The 23,282-nt window shown below is 70.4% G+C and carries 19 protein-coding genes and 1 pseudogene; 8 read left to right on the forward strand and 12 right to left on the reverse strand.

Annotation, left to right across the window (positions count from 1 at the left end):
• Positions 1–63: 63 nt before the first annotated feature.
• Both ACFXPL_RS34875 and ACFXPL_RS34880 read right to left on the reverse strand, forming a co-directional pair.
• Positions 64–1,089: a glycoside hydrolase family 113 gene (locus ACFXPL_RS34875; protein WP_384927177.1), complete on the reverse strand. Its 1,026-nt coding sequence runs from the start codon at positions 1,087–1,089 to the stop codon at positions 64–66.
• Positions 1,090–1,173: 84 nt separating this feature from the next.
• Entirely contained in the window at positions 1,174–3,036 is a 1,863-nt protein-coding gene (locus tag ACFXPL_RS34880; protein ID WP_384927178.1) for a DUF2334 domain-containing protein, read from the reverse strand.
• A gap of 578 nt (positions 3,037–3,614) precedes the next feature.
• On the opposite strand from ACFXPL_RS34880, the gene ACFXPL_RS34885 reads away from it, so the two are divergent.
• The 3 genes from ACFXPL_RS34885 to ACFXPL_RS34895 all read left to right on the forward strand — a co-directional run bounded on the left by ACFXPL_RS34885 (position 3,615) and on the right by ACFXPL_RS34895 (position 6,970).
• Positions 3,615–4,856, forward strand: coding sequence for a glycosyltransferase family 2 protein (locus ACFXPL_RS34885; protein WP_384927179.1), 1,242 nt, complete (start codon positions 3,615–3,617; stop codon positions 4,854–4,856).
• A 267-nt stretch (positions 4,857–5,123) separates the two neighbouring features.
• On the forward strand, positions 5,124–6,257 hold the full coding sequence (gene wecB / locus ACFXPL_RS34890) for a non-hydrolyzing UDP-N-acetylglucosamine 2-epimerase (RefSeq protein ID WP_384927192.1): 1,134 nt from the start codon (positions 5,124–5,126) through the stop codon (positions 6,255–6,257).
• Positions 6,254–6,970, forward strand: coding sequence for a family 16 glycoside hydrolase (locus tag ACFXPL_RS34895; protein WP_384927180.1), 717 nt, complete (start codon positions 6,254–6,256; stop codon positions 6,968–6,970). Before wecB ends, ACFXPL_RS34895 begins: the two co-directional genes overlap by 4 nt.
• A gap of 225 nt (positions 6,971–7,195) precedes the next feature.
• Here the strand turns inward: ACFXPL_RS34895 and ACFXPL_RS34900 are convergent, their stop codons facing one another.
• Together ACFXPL_RS34900 and ACFXPL_RS34905 are read right to left on the reverse strand one after the other, a co-directional pair.
• Positions 7,196–8,710, reverse strand: coding sequence for a sensor histidine kinase (locus ACFXPL_RS34900; protein ID WP_384927193.1), 1,515 nt, complete (start codon positions 8,708–8,710; stop codon positions 7,196–7,198).
• A gap of 25 nt (positions 8,711–8,735) precedes the next feature.
• Positions 8,736–9,416 (reverse strand): response regulator transcription factor, encoded by a 681-nt coding sequence (locus ACFXPL_RS34905; RefSeq protein WP_384927181.1) that lies wholly within the window; start codon positions 9,414–9,416, stop codon positions 8,736–8,738.
• A gap of 129 nt (positions 9,417–9,545) precedes the next feature.
• Here ACFXPL_RS34905 and ACFXPL_RS34910 point away from each other — a divergent pair, with 129 nt between their 5' ends.
• From ACFXPL_RS34910 to ACFXPL_RS34920, 3 genes and pseudogenes are all read left to right on the forward strand, one after another.
• Positions 9,546–11,072 carry a hypothetical protein gene (locus ACFXPL_RS34910; RefSeq protein WP_384927182.1) on the forward strand — a complete coding sequence of 509 codons (1,527 nt, stop codon included), beginning with the start codon at positions 9,546–9,548 and terminating at the stop codon, positions 11,070–11,072.
• A gap of 132 nt (positions 11,073–11,204) precedes the next feature.
• Positions 11,205–11,327: pseudogene (locus tag ACFXPL_RS34915) on the forward strand (ATPase); the annotation flags it as partial.
• Between the two features lie 5 nt (positions 11,328–11,332).
• Complete coding sequence (locus ACFXPL_RS34920; RefSeq protein ID WP_384927195.1) at positions 11,333–11,638, forward strand: hypothetical protein; 306 nt, start codon at positions 11,333–11,335, stop codon at positions 11,636–11,638.
• Here ACFXPL_RS34920 and ACFXPL_RS34925 read toward each other — a convergent pair.
• The 5 genes from ACFXPL_RS34925 to ACFXPL_RS34945 form a co-directional block, all read right to left on the reverse strand.
• The gene (locus tag ACFXPL_RS34925; protein WP_384927183.1) at positions 11,602–13,014 is read right to left on the reverse strand and encodes a DUF4832 domain-containing protein; all 1,413 of its coding nucleotides are present in this window, start codon (positions 13,012–13,014) and stop codon (positions 11,602–11,604) included. The genes ACFXPL_RS34920 and ACFXPL_RS34925 overlap by 37 nt on opposite strands.
• Positions 13,015–13,117: 103 nt before the next feature.
• Positions 13,118–13,900: a carbohydrate ABC transporter permease gene (locus ACFXPL_RS34930; RefSeq protein ID WP_384927184.1), complete on the reverse strand. Its 783-nt coding sequence runs from the start codon at positions 13,898–13,900 to the stop codon at positions 13,118–13,120.
• A gap of 139 nt (positions 13,901–14,039) precedes the next feature.
• On the reverse strand, positions 14,040–15,020 hold the full coding sequence (locus tag ACFXPL_RS34935; RefSeq protein WP_384927185.1) for a carbohydrate ABC transporter permease: 981 nt from the start codon (positions 15,018–15,020) through the stop codon (positions 14,040–14,042).
• Position 15,021: 1 nt separating this feature from the next.
• Positions 15,022–16,290: an ABC transporter substrate-binding protein gene (locus tag ACFXPL_RS34940; protein ID WP_384927186.1), complete on the reverse strand. Its 1,269-nt coding sequence runs from the start codon at positions 16,288–16,290 to the stop codon at positions 15,022–15,024.
• Between the two features lie 202 nt (positions 16,291–16,492).
• Positions 16,493–17,671, reverse strand: coding sequence for an ROK family protein (locus tag ACFXPL_RS34945; RefSeq protein WP_384927187.1), 1,179 nt, complete (start codon positions 17,669–17,671; stop codon positions 16,493–16,495).
• A gap of 72 nt (positions 17,672–17,743) precedes the next feature.
• Here ACFXPL_RS34945 and ACFXPL_RS34950 point away from each other — a divergent pair, with 72 nt between their 5' ends.
• Complete coding sequence (locus ACFXPL_RS34950; protein ID WP_384927188.1) at positions 17,744–19,030, forward strand: Gfo/Idh/MocA family protein; 1,287 nt, start codon at positions 17,744–17,746, stop codon at positions 19,028–19,030.
• A gap of 55 nt (positions 19,031–19,085) precedes the next feature.
• Here the strand turns inward: ACFXPL_RS34950 and ACFXPL_RS34955 are convergent, their stop codons facing one another.
• The 3 genes from ACFXPL_RS34955 to ACFXPL_RS34965 are packed head-to-tail and all read right to left on the reverse strand — an operon-like array spanning position 19,086 to position 21,924.
• A complete protein-coding gene (locus ACFXPL_RS34955) occupies positions 19,086–20,309 on the reverse strand; it encodes a cytochrome P450 (RefSeq protein ID WP_384927194.1) in 1,224 nt (407 codons plus the stop codon).
• Positions 20,310–20,333: 24 nt separating this feature from the next.
• Positions 20,334–21,725, reverse strand: coding sequence for an NAD(P)/FAD-dependent oxidoreductase (locus tag ACFXPL_RS34960; protein ID WP_384927189.1), 1,392 nt, complete (start codon positions 21,723–21,725; stop codon positions 20,334–20,336).
• Positions 21,715–21,924, reverse strand: coding sequence for a ferredoxin (locus ACFXPL_RS34965; protein WP_384927190.1), 210 nt, complete (start codon positions 21,922–21,924; stop codon positions 21,715–21,717). The genes ACFXPL_RS34960 and ACFXPL_RS34965 overlap by 11 nt, the downstream gene beginning before the upstream one ends.
• A gap of 299 nt (positions 21,925–22,223) precedes the next feature.
• On the opposite strand from ACFXPL_RS34965, the gene ACFXPL_RS34970 reads away from it, so the two are divergent.
• Positions 22,224–23,219, forward strand: a complete 996-nt coding sequence (locus tag ACFXPL_RS34970) for a phosphotransferase family protein (RefSeq protein WP_384927191.1) — start codon at positions 22,224–22,226, stop codon at positions 23,217–23,219.
• Positions 23,220–23,282: the final 63 nt, after the last annotated feature.

Genomic DNA, 23,282 nt, shown 5'->3' on the forward strand with positions numbered 1-23,282 from the left:
GGGGGGGGCCCGCGGGGGGGGGCGGGGGGGGGCCCCGCCCTCGCGGGGGGGGGCCCGCCCGCCTCACCGCCGCCACCAGCTCCGCAGCACCTGCTCGGCGGGTTTGCCGTGCGGGGTGTAGGCCAGCCGCCGCTCCGTCTCGCCGCTGTCCGGCCAGTCGTCCCACATCCACCAGCACACTCCGGCCCACCACGGCTCGTCGTCGAAGGCGGTCAGCAGGGCCTCGTAGGCCGCCGCCTGCTCGTCGGCCCCGGCGCGCTCACTGACGGTCCAGGAGTACGGCTCCGCGGCGGTTCCGTGCTGGCTGACGTAACCGGCCTCGGTGAACAGGATCTTTCTGTCCTGCCGCGCGGCGAACGCGGCGAGTTCGGCGACGATCGGCCGCCAACCCTTCGCCAGCCGCGCCGGATCGGTCGTGGCGGACTTGGCCAGCGGCCAGTAGGCGTCGATGCCGATCAGGTCGAGAGATGTCCAGAACCGGATGCTGGCGTACTCGTCGTAGTTGGCGGCGTAGGTCAGGGTGCCGTCGTAGGTGTCACGCACCGCGGCGATCACGGCCCGCCAGCGCCGACGTTCGCCGGAGGTGCCGGCCAGCTCCGTACCGACCGCGAACTGCTCCACGTCCAACTCCGTGGCCAGCCGCGCGTAATGGGTGATGAAGCGTTCGTACGCGGTGAACCAGGCGTCCTTGTCGGTGGGCCGGATGTCGGCCCGGTCCTCGCCGTTCACCAGGTCCACATGCGGTTTGAGCATCACCTTGAGCCCGGCGGCGTGGGCCAGGCCGACGATCCGGCGCACCCCGGCGTCGTCCGCCGTCTCCTCGGTGGGACGCATCGTGGACCGGCCGGTTCCGTCCTGGTACCAGGTGGGGGTGAACACCACCCACCGGGCGCCGGTGCCGGCGATCTGCCGCAGATAGCCCGGTGCTTCGGACCGGCCGTAGTCCCCGGTGTCCCAGGCGGGCAGGGTGATGCCGCGGATCCGCTGCTCGGGAGGGCTGTCCCCACCCGCCGAGCAACCCGTCAGTACGGCGACGGCGGCGGTCGCCGTCGCCGCCAGGGTCGCGGTCGTCCGCCTCAGCGCTCTCATCGGAACAAGCCTTCCTCGGGCAGGGCCCGAACGGCACGGGGTGTGAACGGTGCTACGGGGTACGTGGTACGGGAGTGGGCCGGATCAGATCAGGCTCTCCGGGCTGACGAAGGTGTAGCCGAGCGCCAGAATGCCCTCGACGGTCTCCTTCAGCGGCTCCACCGGCTGGTAGGGGTGGTAGTAGAAGCTGGCGAAGCCGTCCCGCACGGCGAGATTGGCCTTGGCGTTCTTGACCAGGTCGGCCGCCAGCCGGGGCGGGTTGTTGTTGTGGGCGTCCGGCTCGTAGCTGCCCAGGTTCTCCGGGAGCACCTTCGTGCCGTAGACATCGGTGACGGGGTACGGGAAGAACTGCCCGAGGTAGCGGCTGGAATCGGACGGTTCGCCGGACAGCGTTCCCGCGAAGTACAGGGGACGCTCCATCCTGGCCGCGAAGTTCTGCGCGAACACCCGGTAGTCGGTGGCCGAGGCCGCGTAGTGCGGGGTGACCCACAGCCTGGGCGTGGGGAGACCGACCCGGGCGAACTCGGCGAGTGCGGCGGTGACCCGGCCCTGCGCCCACTCGGCGGAGTCCTCCGTCGCGGGACCGTCGTAGATCACCGTGTCGGTGGCGTCCACATGGGCCCGGAAGAACTCGAAGTCGTCGGCGCTCAGGCCGTTGTACGGGTTGTCCGCGTTCCCGTACTGATGGGTGTAGCCGTGGTCCATCAGCACCGCGCCGTTGGCCAGCATGTACTTGAGGGTGTTCACCAGCGCCGGCCGCTGCGAGAGCCGGACGGTGCGCGCCACGCCGTTGTTCTGTACGCCCTTGGGGTCGCTGTACACCGGGATGACGTTGATGCCGTACGGGATGTTCTTCGACTTCAGGTAGTCGGCGATCGCCCGCATGCTGGTGGCGTCGGACAGCGGAGTGATGTCCTCCAGACGCACCATGGCACGGTGCTGCTCGGCCGTCTGGGGGGCCAGCGCGTCGAACAGCATGTCCTGGAAGGCGAGAATCCGGTCGGTCTCGGATACATAGGTGAAGGGGATCTCACCGATGTAGGTCAGATTGCCCGAACGGATCGCCCACGGTGAGGTCTTCGTCGTGCCCCCGGCCGTGTCCACCGCCTGGGCCACCGTGGTCACCTGCGGATCGCCCGCCGCGGCCGTGATGTGGGGGTGCAGCACCCCCGCGTCCTGGCCCGCCGGGATCTTACGCGTGAGCTGCTGGCCCTTGTAGTCGACCCGGGAGATCTGGCCGACGCTGCCGTCCGTCTCGTAGAAGGAGGACGTCGGGTCCCAGCCGTACCGGTACTGGAACTCCTGGAGACTGATGGAGTTCGCCATGTTCCAGATGTTCTCGCCGATCCAGATCACCGGCCGCTCGGACAGCAGTGTGTCGAGGTAGAAGTCCTCCGGCACGGCGTCGGGGATCTCCTCGCTGTAGTACGTGGAGCCGATGTACACAGTGGCGTCGTAGGCCTCGATCAGCCCCGGTGTGTACTCCTGGACCGGCTTGGCGGTCACGGTGCCGAAGTGGCCGCCGAGGTTCGCCACGCCCATCGCGTACAGCTCACCGAGGTGCCCGAACGGGCCCGCGGTGTCGTACAGGACCAGGGTCTTCGCCTCGCCGGGCTCGGCGGCGAGCGGTGCGGTACGGGCCTGCCGGCCGGTGGCCGACGCCAGGCGCTTCGACAGCTCCGGTGACCGGTTCTCGGTGGTGGGCCTGGCGCTCTTGGCGGCCCGCCGTTCCGCGTCGGCGGAGCGCTGCGCCGCCGCCCAGCCCTTGAGTTCGTCGGCGCGCACACCGGTGGAGGAGCCGTGCGCCGACGACCGGTCGGCGTCCCCACGGCCGTCCCGGCCGGCTGCGGTCGCCGGTGCCAGCAGGCCGCCGCCGACCAAGGCGGCGATCGCGAGAGCGATCACGGCCAGCCAGGCCGACCGTGCTCTTCTCCAGGGTTCACTCATGCTTTGTACCCCCCTCGATTGGGCCCCGCATTACGTGGAACAAGGAGCTGAGGCATCGGCGGATCATGGCCGACAATCGATGCGATGATCCTGTCCGGCCCGTCGTGCAATTCCACAGGCGGGATTAATGAGCTCGACAGGCCGGTGATTCTTCTGACCATTCCCACCGACTGTCAATGGGGCCTCTGGGGAGAGAATCCAGACATGTGATTGCGGCCGAAGAGTCCTCCCCCGGGGGTGCTGCGAGGGTGATGCGTCTGGTACTTTCCGTAAGCGCGCAGAGGCGGTTCCGTTGGGGAGCGCCCGCCACTCCTGCGCCGAGTTGAATGTGGGGGACCGATGTATGGTAGGTCTGTTTTGGGCTCAGCCCTGCCCTTGGTGGGCCTGGCGGCTGCGCCTGAGGCTATGCCTGGAATTCCGCTGGCCAGAGCTTTGCAGGCGGCGGCCGGGGCGGGTTTCCTGTTGTACTGCCTGATTGTTTTCGGCCTGTTGGTGGCTCGTTTGCGATTACGTTCCGGGCTCCCAGCGGCTGATCGTGGTGGGCCGGCGGTGCACGACCGGACCGCGGTGGACCGGTCGTGATCGGGGAGGTCCTGATATGGGCCAGCATCGCCCTCATCGCGATGGCGGGCACGTACAACTTCGCGCTCTTCCTGCTTTCCCGCCGTCAGGTGCCGTACCGCCCCGACTCCGGCGAGCAGCGCTTCTACGTCTTTCTCCTCGCCTGTCTCAACGAGGAGATGGTGCTGGCCGAAAGCCTCGCGCGCATAACCGCCCTGCCCGCCGGGAACTGCGTCGCCCTGGTCATCGACGACGGCTCCGACGACCGGACACCCGAGATAGCGCGGTCCGCGGACCCCGAACGGGTCTGGCTCCACCAGCGCCGGCTGCCCAACGCCCGGCTCGGCAAGGGCGCGGCGCTCAACGACGGTGTACGGCTGCTGCGCGCCTCGGGCCTCCTCGGCGACCGGGACCCGGGTGATGTGATCGTCTGTGTCGTCGACGCCGACGGCAGGCTGGACCAGCACGTCATCGACGCGGTCGACCCGTTCTTCAACGACCCGATGACCGGGGCCACCCAGATCGGCGTCCGGATGTACAACCGGCGGGAGGGCCTGCTGGCCCGGCTGCAGGACATGGAGTTCGTCGTCTACGGCGACATATTCCAGAGCGCCCGCCGCTTCATCGGCAGTGTCGGGATGGGCGGCAACGGACAGTTCATGCGGCTGTCCGCGCTCGACTCGCTGGGCGAGAACCCGTGGAGCGACAGCCTCACCGAGGACCTGGACCTCGGGGTGCGGCTGATCGCACGCGGCTGGACCAACCAGCACTGCACCACGGCGGCCGTCTCCCAGCAGGCCGTGCTGAACCTGCGGCGGCTGATCCGCCAGCGGTCCCGCTGGTTCCAGGGGCACCTCCAGTCCGCCAACCTGGTGCCGCTGATACTGCGCGACGTTCCAGGACGGGCGGCGATGGACCTGATCTACCACCTGTCCAGCCCGGTGCTGATCCTGCTCACCTCGCTGCTGCCGCTGTCCTTCCTGGTCGCCGTGGCCGGCACGATCGCCGGGTCCCTCATGACCGGCCACGCACAGGTCTCCACGATGTGGTTCCTCGGCCCGTACCTGCTGTCGTTCACCGCGGCCTGGATCTACGGCTTCGTCTACCGGCGGCGCGAGCGGTCGCTCGGCGCGCTCCGCGCCGCACTGCTCGGGCACGTCTTCGTGATCTACGGCTACATATGGTTCGCGTCCGGCTGGATGGGGCTGTGGCGGACCGTCACCGGCAAACGGACCTGGCTCAAGACCGCCCGCAGTTGAACCACGTACCGCACCGCGCCTGACCGACCGAGCACCGTACGCCGAGCCACCAGCTCTTCCCCGTGTCACCAGCAGCACCAGTGTTTCTCGTGCCACCGGCGCCACCCGTGCCACCCGTGCCATCCGTACCGTTCGTGCTCCTTCCGCTCGCCCAGCCAAGGGAGACCCATGTCCAGATCAGGCAGACCCCTGTCCCCCTCCACGGCCGCCCCGGACGCGACGGCCGCCCCGGACGACAGGCCCGGCCCGCCCGGGACCGTACGCACCATGCTCGTGCTCGGCACCCGGCCGGAGGCGATCAAACTGGCCCCGGTGGTCCGGGCGATGGCCGCCTCCACGCTCTTCCAGCCGATGGTGGTGACCACCGGCCAGCACCGCGAGATGCTGCAGCAGATGCTCGGTCTGCTCGGAGTCGGGGTGAAGACCGACCTGGCGGTGATGCGTGAGAGGCAGCGGCTCTCCGAGCTGACCGCCCGGCTGGTGGACGGGCTCGCCACGGTGATCAGGACCGAACGCCCCGAACTCGTGGTGGTCCAGGGCGACACCACCACGGCGCTGTGCGGCGCGCTGGCCGCCTTCTACGAGCGCACCCCCGTGGCCCATGTCGAGGCGGGCCTGCGCACCGGCGTGCTGGACAACCCGTTCCCCGAGGAGCTGAACCGCCGGCTGATCGGCCGGATGGCCCGCTGGCACTTCGCCCCCACCACCCGTTCCGCCGGCCATCTGCGGGCCGAGGGCATCCCCGACGAGCAGGTGATGACCACGGGCAACACCGTGGTCGACAACCTGCTGTGGGTGCTGGCGGAAGGCGCGGGGCGCAGCGCGTTCCGCACCGACGACCGGCGGGTACTCCTGACCCTGCACCGCCGGGAGAACCAGGGGGACCGCATGCGTGCGATGGGCGCCGCGCTGCGCCGCCTGGCCGACCGGGGCGATGTGGAGATCGTCCTGCCGCTGCACCGCAGCCCGGCGGTACGTGAGGCCCTCTTACCCGAGTTGGCCGGTCACCCGGGGGTGCGGGTGATCGACCCGCTCGACTACCTGGACTTCGCCGCCACCCTGGCCGCCTGCGACCTCGTCCTGACCGATTCCGGCGGGTTGCAGGAGGAGGCCCCGAGCCTAGGCAAGCCCACCCTGGTGCTGCGGACCACCACCGAACGCCCGGAGGCGGTGGAGGTCGGGGCCGCCCGGCTGGTGGGCACGGATCCGGACACGATCCTGGCCGCCGCCGGTCACCTGCTGGACGACGCGGAGGAGTACCGGCGGATGGCGGGAGCGGGCAACCCGTTCGGCGACGGCCGGGCCGCCGACCGTATCGTCGCCCGGCTGACCGAGGACTTCGGCGGCGGAACCGCACCGGGGCGCGGCATCCTGGCCGGCACGTACGATCCGGCGGCATGAGGACCGTGCGGTGGAGCGACCGGAACCCGGGCAACCGGCAGTGGCACGACTGGCGTTGGGCCGGAGGCCTGGTGCTGGCGGTCGTCGTCCTGGCGACCGGCGGCCTGGTGATGGCGGGCCTGTGGGACGAGGAGCGCCGGACCACGTCCGCCGAGTCCTGGCAGGACGGAACGGTGCACGGCCCCTGGCGTTCGGTGTTCCACGGCTACGGGGGCAACACCGGCGGGGTGGACGAACTCGACCTCACCCCGCGCGCGGCCCGCGAGCGCGACCGTACCCACGCCTGCCTGGTCGTCTCCACCGCACGGTACGGACAGCTGGACTTCCGGGCGCGGATGCGCACGGTCGAGCAGCTGCGCACACCGGAACCCAACCCCTGGGAAGTGGCGTGGCTCGTCTGGGCCTACACCGACCCGGAACACTTCTACTACCTGGCGCTCAAACCCAACGGCTGGGAGCTGGGCAAGCGGGACCCCGAATACCGGGGAGGACAGCGGTTCCTGGCCACCGGTACACCGCGGTTCGCCGTCGGCGACTGGTCGGACATCCGGGTGCGGCAGTACGGCCCGCGGATGACGGTGGTGGTGGACGGCCGTGAGGTGGTCGCGTTCACCGACACCGAACGCCCGTACACGGCGGGCAGTGTGGGCGGCTACACCGAGGACGCGCGGGTGGAATTCCGGGACATCACGATCGCGGGGCCGGAGGGGTGACCGCGCGGGACGCCCCCGTGCCGCCCCGCCTTCCCCCGACCGGGCGGCGTACGGCCACGCGGTGTCGGACTACGCCGACCTGGGGCGGGACGAGCTGCGGGCGGCAGCCCGCGCGTTCACCGAGCTGCCGCCATCTTGAAGTGGATCAAAGTTTCCGCGGCAGTGGCGGTGGGCGCGGTCATCCGGTGGTCTTCCGGTTCCGAAGGGCTGCCGCGGTGAAGTACGTCATTTCTCGGCCGGGGTGGGGGCTCGGGGAAGGCGTAGCTGGAAGCATGCTCCGAGGGTCCGGGGGGTGAGGGTGAGGGTGCCTCGGTGGCGGTGGGCCAGGTCGCGGGCGATGGCGAGGCCGAGGCCGGTGCCGCCTTGGTCGCGGGAGCGGGCGTCGTCGAGTCGGACGAAGCGTTCGAAGATGCGTTCGGCGTCTTCGGTGGGTATGCCGGGTCCGTCGTCGTGCACGGTGAGGATGATCCAGGGGTCCTGGTTTCGGATGGTGATCTGGATGCGGTGTGCGGCGTGTCGGGCGGCGTTGTCGATGAGGTTGCGCAGGAGTCGTTCGTATGCGTCGGGGGTTCCGTGTGCGTGGGCGGGGGCGGTGCTGTCGCAGGTGAGGGTCAACGGTCTGTCGGTGAGGGGGTATTGCTCGATGAGCCGGGAGGCGAGGGCTGTCAGGTCGGTGGTTTCGGGGCCGGCCGTGGGGGTGCGGGTGTCGAGGCGGGCGAGGAGCAGCAGGTCTTCGGTGAGGGCCTGGAGGCGGCGGGTCTGTCGTGCGGCGGTGGTGGCCGCGGCGGGCCAGTCGGTGCGTTCCGGGTAGGCGAGCGCGACTTCCAGGCTGGCCAGGAGTGTGGTGAGGGGGCTGCGTAGTTCGTGGGCGGCGTCCGCGACGAAGCGGCGTTGCTGGGCGGCGGCGTTGTCGAGGCGTTGGAGGGTGGTGTTGATGGTGTTGGCCAGGGCGGTGATCTCGTGTCCGGCGGCGGGTACGGTGACGCGTTCGCGGGGGTCGCTCGCGGTGACCGAGGCGGTGAGGACGCGGATGGCTTCGACCGGCCGCAGTGCGATGCGGACGGCGAAGTAGGCGACGGCTGCGATCAGCACGAGGCCGACGAGCCCGGCCCGCAGCAGCAGGCGGTCGGTGGCTTCGGTGATTGTCTCGGCGATGTCCTCGGCTGCGTGCGGGAGCGCCACCACATAGACCCGCAGTTGGGCGTCGGCGGCGACACCCAGAGCGGCGACTCTGTCGCTGCTCAGTTCATCGGCCCTGACATCGTGGTACATGACCAGGTAGGTCCCACCGTCCTTCCCGAACCGGTCCCCGGGTTTGGAGTCGGGGCGCGACGGCATGCGCGTGGGAGTGCTCGTATAGCCCCAGCCTGACGACTCGTCAACTTGTGGGGCGGGTAACTCGGCCTTGGGCGGGGCGGGCAGCACATGGCGGGTGCCGGGATCGAACTCCTCCATGCCTCCGCCGTAGGCGACAGCGGCGCGGCGGTCGGTCGCGACGACCTCGTACGGCACAGTGCTTCGGCGAACGGGAACCACGCCCTCCTCCACCTGATCGACGAGAGCCCGGAATTGTGCCTGCGCCTGCCCTTCGGCGATCTGCGTGCTCTCGCGGTAGACGTCGTGGTGTACCCACCAGCCGATGCCGACCAGGATGACGGCGGCGGCCGAGGCGGCGGCCAGGGCCGTGTGGGCCCGTACCGAACGCGGCCACCAGCGGCGTCGTGGCCCGGTCGCGTTCACGGTCGGCCACCAGCGGCGTCGCGGCTCAGTCGCGTTCACGGTCGTCCACCAGTCGGTAGCCGGTGCCCCGTACGGTCTGCAGGGACTGCCGGTGGAACGCGGCGTCCACCTTCTTGCGCAGTGCGCTGACGCGCGCTTCCACCAGGTTGGGATCCAGGGCTTCGTCGGGCCACGCGTGATAGAGCAGGTCCGTTTTGGAGACGGCCTGGCCCGCCCGGCGGGCCAGCAGCTCCAGCACGGCGAACTCCCGGGGGGTGAGTTCCACCCGGGCCCCGGCCCGGCGGCAGACCCGGCCGGCGACGTCCAACGAGAGGTCGCCCACGGCGAGGACGGGCGGGGCGACCGTGGCGGCTCGTCTGACCAGGGCCCGCAGCCGTGCGACGAGCACCATGTAGGAGAAGGGTTTGGCCAGGTAGTCATCGGCCCCCGTGTCCAGGGCCTCCGCCTGGTCCCACTCCCCGTCCTTGGCGGTGAGTACCAGGATGGGGGTCGCGTTGCCCTCCCGGCGCAACTGGGCGCAGACCTTGTAGCCGTTGAGTCCGGGCAGCATCAAGTCCAGTACGACCAGGGCGTATTCGCCGGTCCGGGCCATCCACAGTCCCTGTCGGCCGTCATGGGCGAGGTCGACGCTGTAGCCCTCGGCGGTCAGACCGGTGTGCAGGGTGTGGGCAAGGTCCACCTCGTCTTCGACCACCAGGATGCGCATGCGGTGCAGCCTCGCACAGTGCCGGCCCGCCTTCCTGATCGGCCGGTCAGGTTGGGTCAGCATCCGGTCAACGAGGTCCGGGCACTCTGGCGGAGTTGTCTTCGCCACTGCTGAAAGGCCCTGTCGCCGATGTCCGTTGATGATCGTGCCCCCGCCGTGGCCAGGACGGTCTCCCCTCCCGTACCCGCCCGTCGGTCATCACCGGGCCCGACCGGTGCCGTTGTCGTCATCGCGCCCTTGTCGCTGACCATCGCCCTGGGGCTCTGGGGTATTCGCAGGGACAACAGCATGTGGGGGGACGAGGCCGTCACCTATCAGCTCGCGCACCGCGAACTTTCGCAGATATGGCTCACCGCCCAGCAGGTCGATCTGGTCCACGCCCTCCACTACACCCTCATGCATGAGATCTTCGGTCTCTTCGGCGGAGGGCTGCTGACGTTGCGGCTGCCGTCCGTGCTGGCGATGTCCGTGGCGGCGAGCGGAGTCGGGCTTCTGGCGCTACGCCTGGCGGGACCCCGTGCCGGGCTGCTGGCCGGGCTGGTGTTTCCGCTCCTTCCCCAGGTACAGAAGTACGCGCAGGAAGGCCGCTCGTACGCCATGGTCTGTGCCCTGGTCACCTGGGCCACCTATGCGCTCGTGGTCAGCGTCCCCCGTCGCGCCCGGTGGCGGTGGGCGGTCTATGGCTCCACCATGCTGCTGGCCTGTCTGCTCCATGAGTTCGCGGTCCTCGCCCTGGTCGCACACGGCGTCACACTGGTCGTCTCCCGTGTTCCACGACCGGTGCTGAGGGCGTGGAGTGTGGCTGCCGCGGGCGTTGTGGCCGGGCTGTTGCCGCTGGCGATCCGCAGTGCGGGGCAGTCGGGGCAGGTGTCCTGGATCGGCGGACCGGTGCGGCTTCATTATTTCCTGATCGTGGTGGTCGTGGGCGTGGCGTGTGCCCGAGCGCCCCTGGGAATGAGGGTGCCCGTGCGGCTTTCCGCGCTGGCTGTGCCGATTCTTGTGCTTCCGGGCGTTCTGCTGTTGATCGCCTCACTGGTCAAGCCCCTTTTCGTCGACCGGTATGTGCTCTACAGCAATATCGGAGTCGCCTTGCTGCTGGGCGCCTGGATGGACTACTTCCACCGGCTGCGGCAGTCTTCCCGTAACGCGTGGATCGCGGCGGTTGCCGTACTGGCCGCGCTCGTCCCGCCGAGCCTTTCGCTGAGGACGCCCCAGAGCCGGAGCAATGACGTCACCGCCATCGGCGCCACCGTACGCAGGGAGAGCCGTCCCGGCGACGGGCTGCTCTATCTCTCCGGCCAGCACCGGATCTTGACCGCGGCCAACCCCGAGGACACCCGTTTCCTGACGGATCTCGCCCTGGCACAGGATCCCGTTTCGTCGAACACACTTGCAGGTATTGAGCTTCCCGCCCAGGACATAGCGGCACACATGCTGGAATTCGACCGGATCGTCGCGGTCCGCGCGGCGGGTGCGCACGCGCCGACCAACCCGCGGGAGGAAGCGAAAACAAGCACCCTGCGGCGCCACTTCCGCGAGTACGGAACAACCCATGTCAACGGGGCGAGAGTCACCGTCTACGTCCGGGACCACGACCCGTCTCCGAAGGCCGGTCCTGGAACCAGCAGCCCGGGAGCGAGCGGTGGGGTGAGGTGACCGCGACCGGTGCCGGCCCGGCCGTCACCACCGCCGTCACCCTGTCTCGACCCGGACGCCACGGGCCTTGACCTGCCGGTCGCCGCTGCCGTGGGAGGCTGTGGCTGTTCTCCGCCGCTGCCGACTCGGACCATGGACGGGACCGACCGCGCCTGCCGGGTGATCGCGGCACCACCGGCGGCCGTCTACGGCGCGCTCCTCGACCAGGAGTCCCTTGAGGCCTGGTTGCCGCCGGACGGCATGCGCGGCAGGGTGGAGCGGTGGGATCCGCGGCCCGGTGGCGGGTTCCGGATGGCCTCACCTACCTCGACCCGGCCGGCAGCCCGGGCAAGACCTCGGATGGGACGGATGTCGTCGACGTCGGGTTCGCCGACCCGGTGCCGCCGGGGCGCGTGGTGCAGCGGGCGGTGTTCGAGGCCGACGACCCGTCGTACGCGGGCCCGACGACGATGACCTGGCACGTCGCTGCCGCCGGCGTCGGACAGCCGAGGTCGCCCGCTGACGACCTCGGCCGGGGTAGCGCCGCGGATCAGCTCACGGTGATCGTGTTCAGCAGGTTGTTGTAACCGGTGGAAGCCTCCCACGTGCCCTGGTTGGCGAGCCTGATGGAGTACTCGGGCCGCTGCGACAGCTGAGGGTCGGGAAGGTTGAGCAGCATGCTGTAGCTGCCCGCCGGCAGATTGGCGGGCAGGGTCACGCTCCGGTCGACCGTGGTGGTGGTGCCGGCCGTCCAGCTCCGCGGGTCACCGGTCAGCGGGAGCCGGTACACCTGGGACGTGGAGGTGTTGCGCAGGACCAGTTCGAGGCCCCGCGGATTGAACGGCGCCGCGAACCCGTCGTTCTTGACGGTGAATTTCACCGGCAGGGAGCCGCCCCGGGTCGCCGTGCTCGGGTAGGTCCCGCTCTGCAGCGCGAACCGGTAACCCAGGTTCCGGGTGATCTCGGGCAGGCAGCCGCCGCTCCGCCAGCCGCTGATGACGTTCGGCTCGTAGTCGGTGTTGAGGTACGACCAGTGGAACATCTTCAGTTCGGAGAGGGTGGTGGGACAGCTCGTCCGCGGCGTGTTGACTCCGCAGGTCTCGCCGCCCATCGCGAGATAGGACGTCTCGGCCGCCAGGTAGGGGTATTCGACGGCGGTGTTCTCGTAGGTGCCGTAGTCGTCGGCGCTGGCGAGGAAGCAGTCGTTGTGGTGGCCGAGCCGGGCGAGCGACGAGCCGTTGTACGCCTGGCCGGCCGGCAGCGCGGTGGTGCCGTACATCGTCCGCTTGTACTTGGGCGTGCGCAGCTGCACCATGCGGGTCGACGGCAGCGCGCTGAGCGTCTTGTCGACGACGGCCTTGCGGTTGGCCCAGTCGGCGGTGGTCACATTGCCCGCGTCGCCGAAGTTCTTGGTGTAGTACCCCTCTCCCCAGGCGCCGACGAAGCCGGCCTGCACGACGTAGATCACGTCGCTGTTCGCGCTGAGATACGGCGCCAGCTGGTCCAGATGGGCGAGGACTCGGTCCTTGGGCGCGTCGGCGCCGTCGGTGGACTCGGTGTAGGCGAACCGGACGATCGTCTTGAGGCCGGCACTCCGTACGGCGGCGAACTGCCGCTGGAGCCGGTCCAGCGCGCTCTGGCTGATGGCGCTGTTCTTGAACTCGGCCAGGTAGAAGACGCACATCACCAGGGACACGCCCTCGTCGGTGCGGTAACTCCGCAGGGTGGCCGCGCTGAAGTCGTTCTTGTCACAGCTGTCCGTGTGGTGGTAGAAGCCGCGCTCGGGGTTGGCGAACGTGTCGGTGGTCTGGGGGTACGTCACCGAGGCGGCGCTCGTGGCGCTCTCCCCGTCCACCCGGGCGACCTGGGCGGAGACGGGGGAGGCGCCGACGAGCAGCGCGCTCAACAGTCCCATCGCGGTGAGGCTCTTGGCGAGCGACGGTCGGAGGATGGGTCTCTTCATCGCGGTGATTCCTGTCTTGGGGGGGCCTGTGGAGGGCCCGGCCGGTCAACGACGGCCGGGAGTATGGGGGGGAGGGTCCAGGAGAGGCGGGGCAGGCGGCCGGTCAGCCCTTGACGCCGGTGTGCGCGATCCCCTGGATGAACTGGCGCTGGAGCAGGACGAAGACGGCGATCATGGGCAGGGAGGCGAGCAGGGAGCCGGCCATCAGCACGGGGTAGTCGGTCTGGAACTGCCCCTGCAGGGTGGTCAGTCCCGCTGAGAGTGTCATCTTTTCCGGATCGGTGTTGACCACCAGTGGCCAGAACAGATCGTTCCATGACCAGAGCACCGCGAGTACGGAGAGGGCGATCACCCCGGGGCGGGCCAGGGGCAGCATGACGGACCAGTAGATCCGCAGCGGCCCCGCGCCGTCGAGGCGTGCCGCCTCCTCCAGCTCAGGGGGCAGGCCGAGGAAGAACTGCCGCAGGAGGAAGACACCGAACGCGCTGAACATCCCCGGCACGACGATGGCCTGGAGGGTGTTGAGCCAGCCGAGGGAAGCCATGATCTGGTACTGCGGGAGGATGAAGAGCTGCGGCGGCACCATCAGGACCGACAGGAAGAGCCCGAACAGCACCCCGCGTCCGGGGAAGCGGAGCCGCGCGAACGCGTACGCGGCGAGTGGACAGAGCAGGATCTGCCCGGCCGTACGGCCCGCCGCCATCATCGCCGTGTTGAGGAACTGGTCACCGAAGGGCAGCACCTCGAATATCCGACCGTAGTTCTCCCAGCGGCCCTCGGGCAGGAGCGACGGCGGGACCCGGGTCGCGCTGGAGAGGGACTTCAGCGAGGTGACGAGCTGCCAGAGGAAGGGCGCGACCATCACCAGGGAGGCGGGGATCAGCACGGCGTGCACCCCGATGTGCGACCGCGACCGGGACGTCGACCGGTTCCGTGACCGGGACGTCTTCCGTGACCGGGGCGTCTTCTGCGACCGGGGCGTCGAGCGGGCCCCGTAACGGGACGGATCGGCTTGCGGACGGGCCTCAGCCATAGTGCACCCACCTCTTCTGGAGCCTGAACTGAAGGGCGGTCAGGGCCATGATGATGAACAGCAGCACGATCACGATCGCGGCGGCGTACCCCCGGTCGTTGGTCACGAAGGCCCGGTCGTAGAAGAGCTGGACGACCGTCTCCAGCCGGGGGAACGCCGGGTTCGCCCGCCCGGTCTGGCCCGAGCCCACCAGCACGTAGACCAGATCGAAGAGCTGTAGGGAGCCGATCACCGAGACGACCGAGACGAAGAACGCGGTGGGTGAGATCAGCGGGACCGTGATCCTGAGGAACTGCCGGACCGGGCCCGCGCCGTCGATGGCGGCGGCGTCGTAGTACTCCTTGGGGATCGCCTGCATCCCCGCCAGGAAGATGATCAAGTTGTAGCCGAGGCTGCTCCAGACGCCCACCACGACCAGCGCGAACAGCGCGGTGTCAGGGTCGGCTATCCAGTTGGGCCCGTCGATCCCGACCAGGGACAGCACGTGGTTGATCAGTCCGTAGTCGCCGTTGTACAGCCATCGCCAGAGCATGGCGATGGCCACCGGCATGGTGACGACGGGCAGGAAGAACAGGGTGCGGTAGATCCCCGTACCGCGCAGCCCCTCCCGGTTGAGGAGCGCGGCGAAGACGATGGCGAGGGGGATCGAGACCAGCCCCAGCACGGTGTACAGCACCGTGTTGACCAGCGACTGCCCGAACTCCGGGTCGTTCAGGAGACGGTGGTAGTTGTCGAGGCCGCTCCAGGTGTGTCCGCCGAACGCCCCCCACTTGGTGAACGAGAAGTAGCCGGTCTGCACGACGGGCCACAGGTAGAAGACCGCGAGACCCAGACCGGCGGGCGCGATGAACGCGTACCCCCACAGGGCCTCGACCGTCCGGTCCCGACGCGCGCGCCGTCCGGCGGGAGACTCTCGCCGGGACGCCGGGGCGGGCTTCCCGCTCGGGGTCTCCGGTCTGCTGGTGATCGTCATCTCACTCCTCGGCGAGCAGGTTGTTCATCGCCGCCGCGAGTGCGGTGGACGCCTCGCCGACCGTCTGCTCACCGGCCCACGCCTGGGTGAGATACGTGAGTTCGGCCTGGTTCCAGGCGGCGGTGTTCTTCGATACGGGGAAGGGCACCGCGTAGTCGACGGCGTCCAGGAAGGTCGTGAGCGTGAACTGCGGATGCGCCTTCACCCACGCCTCCTGGGTGCCGTCGCGGGCCGGCAGTGGACCACTGCGGCCGAGGGCGAGCGCCGCCTTCTCGGAGCCGAGGAATTCCACGAACTCCGTCGCCTCCCGGGGATGCGCCGTCTTGGCCGAGACGACGTTGGCCACCCCGTGGATGATGCTGGCGCGCTTCTCGCCCCGGGGCAGCGGCGCCGCGTCGACCTTGTCCTTGGTGTACTCGTTCGCGGAGAACTCACCCGCGTTCCAGGAACCGCCCCAGTACATGGCGATCTTGCCGGCCTCGAACAGTTGGATGGGGGCCGTGTCGGTCATGGTCTTCAGATCGGGCGACAGTTTCCGCTCGATCAGATCGGTCCAGAAGCGCAGCCCCTCGACGGTCTTCGGATCGTCGTAGCCGGACTTCCCGCCGTCGGGGGAGACGACGTAACCGCCCGCCTGGGCGATGGTGTTGTACTGGTACTCCTGGAAGCTGGTCAGCGCGGCGGCGGTGCCGTACACGCCCTTCTCCGGATCGGTCAGCTCGGCCGCCGCGCTCTTGAAGTCGGCCCATGTCCAGTCGGCCGAGGGATGTTCGACCCCCCGGGCGTCGAAGAGCGCCTTGTTGTACCAGACGCCGACCGTGTCCATGTCCTTGGGAAGCCCGTAGAGCTTCCCCTCGTAGGTGTACAGATCCATCAGGGGTTTCGGGTAGGCGGCGAGATCGACCTCGTCCGCGGCGAACCCCTCGTCCAGCGGGAGGATCACCCCGTTGGACGCGTAGAGCTGGAACTGGGGGCCGTTCATCCAGAAGACATCGGGCGCGGAACCGCCGGTGACCGCCGCCTTGAGCTTGTTCCAGTAGTCCGGCCACGGGGTGAGCTGCACCTGGACCGTCACCTCCGGGTGCGCCCTGGTGAACTCCCGGCCCAGCTCCTCCAGCACCTTCTTCTGGTTGTTGTCCCAGACCGCGTACGAGAGCCGCACCGCCCCGTCGTCGCCGCCCGCACTGCCGGAGGCCCCGCCGCTCGAACAGGCGGAGGCCGCCAGAACCACCCCCAGCACAGCCGCACAGAAACGCGCCGACCTTCTCATACCGGACCTCCTCATGTACGAGGCGCACCCGGCGCCACGCCCAACGGCCGCCCCCGGGACAGCGCAATGATCTGCCAGGGCCGCGAAGTTGTACTAATCATGGAGACCAAGGAAAGTAAGTCAAGACCTGATCGTGTTACGGAAACGCACCCCTCCGCGACCCGGACTCATCGCACCGCGACCGGGGCGCGCCGTCCCCCGGTCAGCGGCGGCCCGGCAGGAAGGACTCGGGCGGGGCGATTTCCCCCGATGCGTGCAAGCCCTGGTCGACATGGTCCAGCGCGAGCCGCAACGCACCCAGAGCGACCCCCTCGTCACCGAATCCGGAGACCCTGACCTCGGGCGTACGGAGGCACCAGCGGTCCAGTTCGCGCCGCAGCGGCTCCACGATGAGGTCGGCCGAACGGGAGAACCCGCCCCCGATCACCACCAGTTCGGGATCCAGGGTGAGGACGAGGGCGGAGGCGCCGACCGCGATGTCGCGGACGTAGCGCCGTACGGCGGCCTGGGCCTTGCGGTCGCCGTCACGGGCCGCCCCGAAGACGTCCTCCGCGGCCGCGTACGGATCGCCGTCGGCGCGGGGGGAGCCGCCCGGCCAGGACCGCAGATGTTCCGGGGCCCGCGTCCAGCCGGCCGCGGGCAGCGCCCCGATCTCGCCCGCCGCGTTCCCGAACCCCCGGTGGAGCTTCCCGTCGATGATCAGGCCGGTCCCCGTACGCAGCCCCGCCAGCAGGAACACCACATCCTTGGCGTGCCGGGCCACGCCCCGCCAGGACTCCGCCAGCGCCGCGAGCTTGCTGTCGTTCTCCACCAGGATCGGCCCGGCCACCAGCGCGCGGAGGTGGGCGGCGACATCGAGCCCCGTCCACTCGGGCAGCGCCTCCGACAGCATGACCCGGCCCGTCCCGTCGACCAGCCCCGTCGTGGCGACCCCGGTCACCCACACACCCGTGGCGGCCGTACCCGACCCGGACAGCGCCGCGCGGACGGCCGCGTCCACGGCGGCCAGCCGTTCGGTGCGCCCCATCGACGGGGTGACGGAGACCCGGGCGCTGTGCTGGACCTCGCCGTCCAGATCCGCCACCAGGGCCAGCACCTTGTGGCCGCCGATGTCCACGCCGAGCACCCGGCCCGCGTCCGCGCGGAAGCGGTAGCGGCGCGCGGGACGCCCCACCGTGCCCACCGTCGGCGCGGCTTCCGCCACCCAGCCGCGCTCCAGCAGTTCACGGACCACGTCCTCGGTGGACGCGCGCGACAGGCCCGTACGCCCGGCGAGTTCGGTGAGGGTGAGGGCCGGTCCGCCGCGCAGAGCGCCGATCGCGGCCAGCGCGTTGAGCCTGCGGAGCTGGGAGAGATCTCCCCCGCCCGGATTTCCGGTCATGACACACCCTTGAGGTCACACGCGAAACGGCTAATAATAAGGGACTCCTGCGTAACTCCTGGAGGGGATCCCATGTCTGCGGTGACTCTAGCCCTCGTCGGTTCCGGTCTGCGCGGGCAGACCTACGCCCGTCACGCGGTGGCGTCCGGCCTGGGCCGCGTGACCGCCGTGGCCGAACCGGACCCGCGCCGCAGGGCAGCCGCCGCGGCCGAATTCGGCGTGCCCGCCGAGCGGGTGTACACGGACTGGACCGAGCTGGCGCGGCACCCCCGGATGGCCGACGCCGCGATCGTCGCCACCCAGGACCAGTTGCACACCGACCCCACGGTGCGACTGGCCGACCTCGGCTACCACATCCTGCTCGAAAAGCCGATGGCCACCACCGAGGCGGACTCCGTCGCGATCGCCGAGGCCGCCGAGCGCAACAAGATCCTGCTGGCCGTCTGCCACGTCCTGCGCTACACCCCGTACACCCGGACCCTGCGCGGGCTGCTGGAGAACGGCGGCATCGGCCGCCTCGTCAGCGTCCAGCATCTGGAGCCGGTCGGCTGGTGGCACCACGCCCACTCCTTCGTACGCGGGAACTGGCGGCGCCAGGACACCTCGGCCCCCATGCTGCTGACCAAGTCCTGCCACGACATCGACTGGCTGATCCATCTCTTCGGCGAACTGCCCGACCGCGTCACCTCCTTCGGCGGACTGTCCCACTTCCGTGCCGAGGACCGGCCGGAGGGAGCGGCGGACCGGTGCCTGGACTGCCCGCTGGAGCCCACCTGCCCGTACTCGGCGAAGCGGCTCTACCTCGGCTGCCTCGGCAACCCGGACGACGAGTTCTGGCCGCTGTCGGCGGTCACCGAGGAACACACCGAGCGGGCCGTGCTCGACGCGCTCCGCACGGGACCGTACGGCCGGTGCGTCTACGCCTGCGACAACGACGTGGTCGATCACCAGGTCGTCAACATGGAGTTTCCCTCCGGCGCCACCTGCTCCTTCACCATGAGCGCCTTCACCCCCATGGAGCACCGCCGTACCCGGCTGCTGGGGACACACGGCTTCATCGACGGGGACGGCCACACCCTGCGGGTGGTCGACTTCCGCACCGGCGAGGAGCGGACCGTCGACGCCGACACGGACGGAGGCGCCTCGGCGGGACCGTCCGCCGAGGACGGCCACGGTGGGGGCGACGAGGCCCTCACCGAAGCCTTCCTGACCGCCGTCTCCACCGGCGACGCCTCGACACTGCGCTCCGACGCCGCCGAAAGCCTGGCCACCCACCGGGTGGTGTGGGCCGCTGAGCGCGCCAGGGTCGCGGGTACGGTCGTCCGGCTGGACGACATCGCACCATTGACGACGGCCTGACGTCGCGTGCGCGACCGTTCGTCACGCCGCTGACGCGGGCCTGCGCGACCGTTCGTCACGCACCTGACGCGCGCTCGATCCGAAGGTGCCGGGGCCCGCGCAGGATGGGGCTGCGGCGGTACGGCGGTGGATCCTCGGCCAGTTGAAACCCTTCCAGCCCGGGGAGGAGCGTACGCAGGGCGAGTTGGGTCTCCAGACGGGCGAGCGGCGCCCCGAAACAGTTGTGGACGCCGCCGCCGAAACCGAAGTGCTGGTTGTCCTCGCGGGACGGGTCGAAGCGGTCCGGTGCGTCGAACCGCTCCGGATCCCGGTTGCCGGAGGCGAGGACGAGGACCAGCGGGGCGCCTTTGGGGATGGTGACGCCCGAGACCTCGACATCGGCGAGCGGCGTGCGCTGCGGGAGCAGGTGGACCGGGGGCTCGTAGCGCAGAAGTTCCTCGACGGCCCCGGGCATCAGCCCGGGGTCCTCGCGCAGGCGCCGGCGGGCTTCGGGGTCGCGCAGGAGGGTGAGCGCCCCGTTGGTGATGAGGTTGACCGTCGTCTCGTGCCCGGCGATGAGCAGCAGCGTCGCGGTCGCCATCAGCTCACCGCGGGTGAGGCGCCCGTCGGGCCCTGAGTCGTGCACGAGGGCGGAGAGCATGTCGTCCGACGGGTCGGTACGGCGCTTGTCGGCGAGGTCCCCGAGGTACGCCCCCATCGCCTGCCGGGCCTGCAGACCCGCCTCGCGGCGGTCCTCCTCGTCCTTGCCGGGCGCCGGGTCGACACTGGCGATGACCTCGTTCGTCCAGCCGCGGATCCGGGGTACGTCCGCGTGCGGCACCCCCAGCAGCCGGCAGATCACGGTGACGGGGAGGGGGTAGGCGAAGTCCTCGACCACGTCGACCCGGCCCCTGTCCCGGAAGGCGTCGGCCAGTTCGTCCGCGACCCGGGTGATCTCGGTGCTCAGGGCGTCGATCCGGCCGGGGGAGTGGGGCGGCCCGAAAGGCCGCATCGCGATACGGCGGAGCCGGTCGTGCTCGGGATCGTCGAGGCCGATGAAGGCGGCCGGCTGCGGCCCCCTCCTGAGCAGCGGCACCGTGTCCGGGTCGGCGCGGTTACGGCTGTCCGAGCTGATCCGCGGATCGTGGAGCAGCGCGGCGATGTCGTGGTACGAACCGACCAGATAGCTGCCGCCCTCCTGCCGTGTCACCCCGTTCCCGCGGAGTTCCGCGTACAGCGGATAGGGGTCGGCGCGGTTCGCGTACTCCGTGATGCGCTGGAAAAGAGTGTCCGGGGACAGGGGCGCGGACATGTGCGGGGCTCCTCATGGACGGTGGGTGACGGCGGAGGGCGGTTCGTTGCGGACCAGGGTCAGACGCCGGTCCGGGAGATGGCCGGTGAGCGCCACGGTCGGCCCGTGCGAGAGCATCCGGGGGTCCGGCACGTCGGAGGGGACGGGCGCGGCCGACTCGGGCCGGTCGGCCGCGCCGCGCCCGGGCGGGAAGGGGGCCGCCGTCTCGATGAGGTGCTGGTAGTGCTCCAGCCACTTGGCCCGGTTCACGCTCACCGCGGCGGTGACCCGACCCCGGTAGCCGTAGACCGCGACGAGCCGGCCCTCCCGCAGCGACCCCTGAGCGATGACCACATGGTCGGAGAAGGTCGGCACGCCGACGGACTTGATGTTGAGGCCGAACTGACTGGACCAGAAGGCGGGCACCGCAAGGTGCGGGCGCCTGTCCGGCCCCGGGCTGACCATGTTGTGCGCCGCCACCTCGGCCTGGGCGACCGCGTTGCCCCAGTGTTCCAGGGCAAGCATCTGGTATTCGAACAACGGGTGCGGGAAGCGGGCCACGTCGCCGGCGACGAACACATCGTCCGTGACGATCCCGTACATGTTGAACGCGCGGCATCCCGCGTCGCACGCGACCCCCCGTGTGCCCGCGGCCAGCCCCGATCCGGTGAGCCACTCGGTGTTACGGACGGCGCCCAGGGCCACCACGGCGACATCGGCGTCGATCCGGCTGCCGTCGGAGAACTCGGCGCCCGTGAACCGTCCGTCGCCGCCCTTCAGCGCGGTGACCGTCACACCGCAGCGCAGATCCACGCCGTGCGCGCGCTGCAACGTGGCGGCGAACGCGCCGAGCGTTCCGCCCAGCGCGCCGACCAGCGGCGAGGGCCCGCGCTCGGCGACGGTCACCTCCAGACCGCGCTCCCGGCAGGCGGACGCGATCTCCGAGCCGGTGAACCCGGCGCCGATCACCAGGACCCGGCGCGGCCCGGCGTCGAGCCGCGCCGTGAGCTCCGCCGCGTCCTCGCTCGTACGCAGTGTCAGTACGCCGTCGAGGCCGGCTTCCACCGGGTTCGGCCAGGCACGGGCACGGGTCCCGGTGGCGATCAGCAGCCGGTCGTACGGCAGGCGTTCACCGTCGGCGAGGATCACCCGCTTCTCCACCGCGTCGACCCCTTCGGCCCGCACCCCGAGCTTCCAGCGGGCGTCCACCTCACGGCGGAGCGGCAGCCCGACCTCCCCCGCTCCGGTGCGCCCGAGCAGCACCTGTTTGGAGAGCGGCGGCCTGTCGTACGGGGGCCGCGGCTCCTCGCCGACCAGCGTCAGCGATCCGGTGAAGCCTTCGTCGCGCAGCGTCTCGGCGGCCCGCAGACCGGCCAGCGAAGCCCCGACGATGACGATCCGGCCCGGCTTCGGTTCACCGTTCACCGTGGCCCGCCCGTTCCCCGACGAGGATGGCCTGCACCGGGCAGGCCGCCGCGGCCCGGCGTACGCGCTCGTGCTGACCGTCGGGGACGGCGGGCGTGAACATCAGGGCCTCCTCGCCATGCAGTTCGAACACCTCGGGAGCGAGGAACGCGCACTGCGCGTACCCCTGGCAGCGGTTGAGGTCGACAACGATCTGCATCCAGGTCCACTCCTCCGCGCGTCGCCCGCAGTCTCCGTCTTACGGCCTGCGGGGAGGAGACGCGAGCGGAACTGCGCCAAGGGGAGGCGGAACGGATGTCGCCTCGTGGTGTGCCGGAGAGCGGGGTGACCGTGCCCGTACAGGGGAAGGATGCTGTGGTGTCATCCGTCCGGCCCGTTGTCCGACCCTGCGTGAGGGGTACGGCGCGCCCCTCGGCGCCGCGGCGCGCCGCGGCGCGGCGGGTCGGCGGAGGAGATATCCCGTGGCACGCGCGGCGCCGTCTTCAGTAGGTTCCGCGGATGCGGCAATTCGCGGACATCGAAGACCTGTCGGAGCTCGTGCGGGACGCACTGGGGGCCGGACGCACCGCTGTCGCGGTGGACCGGCTGCGCGGCGGCAGCAAGAAAGGGGTCTACCGCGTCCACCTCGACGGAACCGGAACGTGCCCGGCGAGTGTGATCGTCTACAGATGGGCCGAGGCCGAGAACTTCTGGCCGGGTGCGCGGGAAACCGACCCGGCCGACCCCTTCGCACCAGCCACCGGGCTGGTCCCGTTCCTGACCGCGCGGCGGAGCCTGGACGGCCTCGGGGTACGGGTCCCGCGCGTCCTCCTGGCCGATGACAGCCGCCGCCGGCCGGCGGACGTCGCGGTGGTCGAGGACGTCCCCGGCGCCACGCTCGAAGCGCTCTTCGCGACCGATCCCGCACGCGCGGCGGGAGCCCTGGACATCCTCGCCGGGATGCTCGGGACGATGCACCGCCACCGGGCCCACCGCTACGGCAGGGTGGACCTGCCGGAACGGGGCGGCCCCGGCGCGCAGCTCCCGTGCGAGCGACGGGTCCTCGACAGGGCCCTGCGGGACGTCGAGGAGGCGTCGGGACGCGACGGCAGGATCGCGCGGGTCCGCGACGCGCTGCGCGACCGGCTGCGCGAACTCGCCGACCGGGTGGGCCCGCGCACGGAGTACGGACTGATCCACGGAGAACTCGGCCCCGACCATGTCCTGGTCGACGCCGACGGGCATCCCGTCCTGATCGACATCGAGGGCCTGATGTACTTCGACGTCGAATGGGAGCACGTCTTCCTCCGGCTCCGCTTCGGCGAGCGGTACACCGCACTGGCCCGTCCGGATCTCGATCCGCGGCGACTCGACCTCTACATGCTCGCGACGCGCCTGTCGCTGGTGGCCGGTCCACTGCGTCTCCTCGACGGTGACTTCCCCGACCGGGCGGCGATGCGGGGCATCGCCGAGCACAACCTGGAAGAGGCGCTGGCGCTCCTGCCCCTGGAGTAGGTCCCGCGCTCGCGTGGACCACATGGGACGGGCCGGTGTGGTCCGCGCCAGGGCGGACCACAC

This window comes from Streptomyces sp. NPDC059092 (assembly GCF_042756365.1).
GTDB lineage: Bacteria > Actinomycetota > Actinomycetes > Streptomycetales > Streptomycetaceae > Streptomyces.

Excerpts from the sequence above, each read along its gene's own strand:
- ACFXPL_RS34875 (WP_384927177.1), bottom strand. The coding sequence starts at position 1,089 with ATGAGAGCGCTGAGGCGGACGACCGCGACCCTGGCGGCGACGGCGACC.
- ACFXPL_RS34880 (WP_384927178.1), bottom strand. The coding sequence starts at position 3,036 with ATGAGTGAACCCTGGAGAAGAGCACGGTCGGCCTGGCTGGCCGTGATC.
- wecB (WP_384927192.1), top strand. The coding sequence starts at position 5,124 with ATGCTCGTGCTCGGCACCCGGCCGGAGGCGATCAAACTGGCCCCGGTG.
- ACFXPL_RS34895 (WP_384927180.1), top strand. The coding sequence starts at position 6,254 with ATGAGGACCGTGCGGTGGAGCGACCGGAACCCGGGCAACCGGCAGTGG.
- ACFXPL_RS34905 (WP_384927181.1), bottom strand. The coding sequence starts at position 9,416 with ATGCGCATCCTGGTGGTCGAAGACGAGGTGGACCTTGCCCACACCCTG.
- ACFXPL_RS34910 (WP_384927182.1), top strand. The coding sequence starts at position 9,546 with ATGTCCGTTGATGATCGTGCCCCCGCCGTGGCCAGGACGGTCTCCCCT.
- ACFXPL_RS34925 (WP_384927183.1), bottom strand. The coding sequence starts at position 13,014 with ATGAAGAGACCCATCCTCCGACCGTCGCTCGCCAAGAGCCTCACCGCG.
- ACFXPL_RS34935 (WP_384927185.1), bottom strand. The coding sequence starts at position 15,020 with ATGACGATCACCAGCAGACCGGAGACCCCGAGCGGGAAGCCCGCCCCG.
- ACFXPL_RS34940 (WP_384927186.1), bottom strand. The coding sequence starts at position 16,290 with ATGAGAAGGTCGGCGCGTTTCTGTGCGGCTGTGCTGGGGGTGGTTCTG.
- ACFXPL_RS34945 (WP_384927187.1), bottom strand. The coding sequence starts at position 17,671 with ATGACCGGAAATCCGGGCGGGGGAGATCTCTCCCAGCTCCGCAGGCTC.
- ACFXPL_RS34950 (WP_384927188.1), top strand. The coding sequence starts at position 17,744 with ATGTCTGCGGTGACTCTAGCCCTCGTCGGTTCCGGTCTGCGCGGGCAG.
- ACFXPL_RS34965 (WP_384927190.1), bottom strand. The coding sequence starts at position 21,924 with ATGCAGATCGTTGTCGACCTCAACCGCTGCCAGGGGTACGCGCAGTGC.
- ACFXPL_RS34970 (WP_384927191.1), top strand. The coding sequence starts at position 22,224 with ATGCGGCAATTCGCGGACATCGAAGACCTGTCGGAGCTCGTGCGGGAC.